This window comes from Vibrio sp. 10N.261.52.A1 (assembly GCF_002876325.1).
GTDB lineage: Bacteria > Pseudomonadota > Gammaproteobacteria > Enterobacterales > Vibrionaceae > Vibrio > Vibrio chagasii.
Window position 1 is genome coordinate 1,100 of sequence record NZ_MCYD01000625.1, and the last position, 5,319, is coordinate 6,418.

The 5,319-nt window shown below is 43.1% G+C and carries 5 protein-coding genes and 1 tRNA gene; 5 read left to right on the forward strand and 1 reads right to left on the reverse strand.

Annotated elements, in window-relative coordinates; translation table 11 throughout:
* Positions 1–773: LPS export ABC transporter permease LptF (lptF, locus tag BCT81_RS11305; protein WP_102424350.1), on the forward strand; the 773-nt coding region annotated here is incomplete at its 5' end.
* A 3-nt stretch (positions 774–776) separates the two neighbouring features.
* A complete protein-coding gene (lptG, locus tag BCT81_RS11310) occupies positions 777–1,847 on the forward strand; it encodes an LPS export ABC transporter permease LptG (RefSeq protein ID WP_102424352.1) in 1,071 nt (356 codons plus the stop codon).
* Positions 1,848–1,907: 60 nt separating this feature from the next.
* On the opposite strand, the gene BCT81_RS11315 is transcribed toward lptG, so the two are convergent.
* Positions 1,908–2,384, reverse strand: a complete 477-nt coding sequence (locus tag BCT81_RS11315) for an RDD family protein (protein ID WP_004738663.1) — start codon at positions 2,382–2,384, stop codon at positions 1,908–1,910.
* Between the two features lie 194 nt (positions 2,385–2,578).
* On the opposite strand from BCT81_RS11315, the gene BCT81_RS11320 reads away from it, so the two are divergent.
* The 3 genes from BCT81_RS11320 (at position 2,579) to BCT81_RS11330 (ending at position 4,768) form a co-directional block, all read left to right on the forward strand.
* Positions 2,579–2,663, forward strand: a tRNA-Leu gene (locus BCT81_RS11320).
* A 360-nt stretch (positions 2,664–3,023) separates the two neighbouring features.
* Positions 3,024–3,431 (forward strand): VOC family protein, encoded by a 408-nt coding sequence (locus BCT81_RS11325; protein ID WP_102424355.1) that lies wholly within the window; start codon positions 3,024–3,026, stop codon positions 3,429–3,431.
* 83 nt (positions 3,432–3,514) lie between these two features.
* Positions 3,515–4,768 (forward strand): HD-GYP domain-containing protein, encoded by a 1,254-nt coding sequence (locus BCT81_RS11330; protein ID WP_102424357.1) that lies wholly within the window; start codon positions 3,515–3,517, stop codon positions 4,766–4,768.
* The last annotated feature ends 551 nt before the right edge of the window (positions 4,769–5,319 follow it).

The window sequence follows — 5,319 nt, forward strand, 5'->3', positions numbered from 1 at the left end:
CATCGGTTGCCGCTTTTAACTCATTCTGGTTGTCCCCTTGGTCGCAAGACAAGGTTGAACAGATGTATGAGGAAGTGGCAGCAGAGAACAGTGTTGATTTGCTACCAAAGGGAAAATTTGAAGGAACGCCAGATGGTTCGTCAGTGGTGTTCATCGATGATATCGACGGTAATAAGCTAGAAAACGTGTTCGTTGCTCAAATGCGTCCACGTGATTCTGTGCTTCCAAGTGTGATGTATTCGAAGTCGGGCGATGTAAAAGAGCTCAGCGACGGTCGCCAAGTTATCGTGATGTACGATGGTACTCGTCATGAAGGTGTCCCAACTCGTCTTGATTATATGGTGACACACTTCGAAGAGTATGAAGGCTTGATTGGCCAGCGAGAAGTCGAGAAGAAAGGTCGTGATTGGGAAGCGATTCCGACACTTGACCTTGTCGGTAATCCAAACAAAAGCGCAAAAGCTGAATTGCAATGGCGAATTTCATTGGTACTCTGTATTCCGTTGTTGACCATGCTTGTTGTGCCACTCTCGGCGGTAAACCCAAGGCAGGGACGCTTCGCTAAGATTGGTCCTGCAATATTGATTTACCTGACTTACTTCTTGGCAATCAGTGCAACCAAATCAGCAATAGAAGAGGGCACTATCCCTGCAGTAGTCGGCATGTGGCCAATCAATGCGCTGTTGTTAATTGTCGCGATTGGTGCAAACTTTACGGATAGCGTGCCAGTAAGGCGTTTGAAAGAAAAATTCAAGAATAAGAGGTTGGCTTAAGCCGTGTTTAAGATTCTCGATTTATATATAGGCAGAACCATCATCGCAACCACGTCACTGGTATTGGTGACGTTTGTTGGCCTCTCAGGGATAATCAAGTATGTGGAGCAGTTGAGAAAAGTGGGTCGTGGTACCTACGATCTCCTCCAAGCTCTGTACTTTGTTTTGTTAAGTATCCCGCGTGATATCGAAATGTTTTTCCCAATGGCAGCCTTGCTTGGTGCGTTGATTGGATTGGGTATGCTTGCGGCGAGCTCTGAGCTAGTAGTAATGCAGGCGGCGGGCTTCTCTAAACTTGATATCGGTTTGTCGGTACTTAAGACTGCGATTCCATTAATGATAGTGGTGACGCTATTAGGGCAGTGGGGTGCACCTCAAGCACAAAAGATGGCTCGTGACTTAAGAACCATATCGATTGCAGGGGGGAATATCATCTCCACGCAAAGCGGTGTCTGGGCTCGTGATGTCAATGATTTCATCTTTATTGTCAAAATCGACGATGACAAGCTATATGGCATGAACATGTGGCGCTTTGATGAAAACAAGGCTCTGAAAACCGCTATCTATTCTAAAGAAGTCGATTACGTTGGAGACAACGTTTGGACGATGAAAGATGTTGTCGTCACTTCGTTTGAAAATGAACTGCAGATAACGAAAGAGAATTTGCCCACATACACTTGGAAAACATCACTCGCACCAGACAAGCTTGCAATCGTGACGGTTAAACCAGAAGAGCTGTCATTGAGTGGGTTGTATGATTACGTATCTTACTTGAAAGCGTCAGAACAAGATGCTGCTCGTTACGAACTGGCGTTGTGGAGAAAGATAACCCAGCCAATCTCGATCGCGGTGATGATGTTGATGGCACTGTCGTTTATCTTTGGTCCATTGCGTAGCGTGACCATGGGGGCAAGAATCCTATCTGGTGTTATCGCAGGCTTTACCTTCTATATATCCAGTGAGTTCTTTGGCCCTGTGAGCTTGGTGTATCAGATACCACCGGCCTTTGGTGCTATAGCCCCAAGTGTGGTATTCCTCGGAATAGCCGTGATGCTCTTGAGGCGGAAATTATAAATACAAAAGGAAGGCATAACGCCTTCCTTTTTTGATCTTGATTGAAGCTGTTTAGAAATACTATCGCGCTTGAGGTAACACAACCACTTCTGTTTTTGCCCAGATATCGTGAAAGCCACGCTTTTGAGGATCTAATGGAACGCACAGATTGGCTAGACCAAAACCAGAAGTTCCTAAGCGAATTAGAGCTTGAGTGACAGTAATCGCAGAGCCATCTTTGTTCTGAACGCGAAGTTTCCACGCTCTCATTCCCAGAGTTTGACCAGCTCGAGTCCAGAAGAACACAAAGAAGTAAACCCAAACTGCCACTAGATAAAATGTGTAAACTGGGCTCCAGATAGGGTGATTGGTTAGGAAGTCACTGACATCGGCATAACCACTGTGGTCAAAAATGCCAAGAGCCATAAGCGCATGCAGTAAAGCGATAATGACGCCAGCTGCCATCATTTCAATAGCGATCACGATAAGAGCGTCATAGAACAAAGCTCCGAATCGGCGCATCATTCCAGCTGGTGGCAGTGTGTTGGTAGATGTCATGGTGTTATTACTTCTTCAAAAATTTAGGCGTCAGAATATAGTTTAAGGCAGAGCGTGAAAAGAGACATGACGCACAGCTTATGACTTAGTGGCGAAATTATCGGCAAACACACGTGAATTCAAGTTTTTATGCTTGCCACATCAGCTTGCTTACGTATAATGCCAAACATCGACAGGGCAATGCCCACGATAATGCCGGTATGGTGAAATTGGTATACACGACGGATTCAAAATCCGTTGCCTTCGGGCGTGGCGGTTCAAGTCCGCCTACCGGTACCATATTCCAAGACAGAGCCTCGACGAAAGTCGGGGCTTTGTTGTGTCTGGAGTCTGTAAAGCGCTGCCTTCGTGGTAGCGGCAGGAATGCCTGTCCAATCAGTCCGCCTAAACCGGTACCATAAATAGAAAGGTCGCTTTTATAGCGACCTTTCGTCGTTTTGAGCGTTTGTGAATTTGAAATCCAGCTTGTTGGCTCGGATGCAAGTTACGAATCAGTCAGATCTTGATGTTTCATTCATAAATCTCATCAATTCCCATCGTAGTAATAACCTTCAATAAATTAATCATCTGAAATCAGCCTGTTACCTGTAATTCTTGTTTCTATTGTCTATGTTTAAAGTAGCAATAGAGGAGAAAGATATGCTGACAGTAACCCCTTACTTATTTTTCGATGGTCGTTGTAGCGAGGCGTTGGATTTTTATCATAAATGCTTTGGTGGAGTGGTCTTATCGAAACAACTCTTTAGTGATGCTCCACAGGTAATAGAGGGAGCGCAGCCTGATTGGATCATGCATGCTGAATTCGAAGCCTTTGGTATGAAGCTGATGATGTCTGATGGGGTTAAAGCTAAAGAACTTGAAGGGAACAACCTTGCACTTTCTCTTGTTACAGATGATACCGCGACCCAAGAGCAGATCTTTGAAAAACTAACACAGGGTGGGCGAATCATGACGCCGCTTGCAGACACGTTTTGGGGCGCTAGGTTTGGCAAAGTTGAAGATAAGTTCGGTATAAGATGGATGGTGCATTGCGACTCTTTAAACTGAACCTGTGAAATAGGATAGTGAAATTGCTGCTTGGTTTTATTAGAATTATAAATAGGGATTATTAATCAACGTTATATATAAAAATGGGCAGCATAAAAATTACCGTAGATCGCATTCAGCCCGGTCTACATATACGACTTCCCGTCAAGTGGAATGAACACCCGTTTCTATTCAATAGCTTTAAAATAAAAGACGATGCTCAGGTTAAGATCATTCGACACCTTGGCATCAAACACGTCTATATAAACCTTAATCAAAGTGATACTTCACCTTTGCCGGTTAACCATATGGTTGAGTTGGAATCAGGTGATGACTTACAGGTTAGTCTTGAAGCTGAAAAAATGTGGCAAGAAAAGCATGATCGCATTGAAACTTTAAGTTCTTACCGACGCAGAGTGAGTAACTGTGAGAAAGAGTTTGAGCGTTCACTTGCTCGAATGCGCTCAGTCATGACCAAAATTCGCAATCGTCCTTTGGATGCGGTAGGAGAGGTGAAATCTCTCGTTGATGATATTGTCGAAACATTAGTATGTGATGATAACGTCACACTCCACCTAATGAATGGTAAAGCTGACTTTGAAGATATCTACTTCCACACATTAAATGTTGCTGTTGTTGCCATGATGATCGGCAAAGCTAAAGGCTACAACACACAACAACTGAAAGACCTCTCTTTTGCTGCGTTATTCCATGACGTGGGCAAAATCAAAATACCTGTCGCTATATTAAGAAAGCAGAGCGCATTGACGGTGCCAGAAGAGAACTATTTAAAGCTCCATACTAAGTATGGTGCGGATATCGTTTCTGCAATAGATGATTTTCCTGAAACAGCTAAAAAGGTAATTGCTCAGCATCATGAGATGAATGATGGCTCTGGTTACCCAGAAGGCTTAAAGGAAGAAGAGATTGATGAGTTTGCCAAGATAGTAGCAGTTGCCAATGCATTCGATAACTTGTGCCATGGTAAAACACAGTCACCGCCAATGATCCCTTATTTATCGCTTTCTCACTTATATAAGAACTGCAAACACCTATATAGCCAAGACAACTTAAGTCTATTGGTTAAGTTCATGGGAGTGTACCCGCCAGGAACCGTGGTTCAGCTCTCCAATGATTCAATTGGTATTGTTATTTCGGTAAATGCCAAGCATATGCTTTATCCCAATGTGCTGACGTATGACCCTAGCGTGCCCAGAACACAAGCTCCGGTAATCGACCTGCTTGCTAAAGATATAAAAATCGTTAATGCGGTTAATCCCAACAAGCTACCTGAACAAGTAAGAGAGTACCTAAACCCTAGGTCCCGATTGTCTTACTTCTTTGATAGTGGTGAGTAGTTATCCACAGGGTGTTGTGAGTAATTTGTTCGAAAGTTGGGCTTAAAGTGGTACAAATAAGCCCTTGGTTGAAATGTCTTCGTTTAACCTCTTTTTTCAATAAAAAATGCATTTAATGCTTGCCAATATGAGCGGCGTCTCTATAATTCCGCCTCACTGACACGGCAGACGCCACAAGGCTTCAGCGAAGAATGTTAGTAAAGGCAACTAGCTTTGAGTGATAATTCACTCCTACTTTTAGAAAGTAGAAATTAATTCCAAATAAGTGTTTGACACTGAGAATTAAGTCGCTAGAATGGCCGCCTCTTACGAAGTGACGCAAGTCACAATGAAGAGAAGCTCTTTAACAATTTAAACCTATCAATCTGTGTGGGCACTCGTTGATGAATATCAAAACGTTTTATCGTTAGATAAAACAGATTCTTCGGAATCAAAATGATTTCAATGAACTGAGTGACCAATCGATAATTTATTATCGGCACAGTCAATTCATTATCATTCTGTTGGAATGGTAATAGCTTTAAAATTACACAGTAGTTTTGAAGTCAGTA

Coding starts and splice junctions, on each gene's coding strand:
- BCT81_RS11330 (WP_102424357.1), top strand. CDS start 3,515: ATGGGCAGCATAAAAATTACCGTAGATCGCATTCAGCCCGGTCTACAT.
- BCT81_RS11325 (WP_102424355.1), top strand. CDS start 3,024: ATGCTGACAGTAACCCCTTACTTATTTTTCGATGGTCGTTGTAGCGAG.
- BCT81_RS11315 (WP_004738663.1), bottom strand. CDS start 2,384: ATGACATCTACCAACACACTGCCACCAGCTGGAATGATGCGCCGATTC.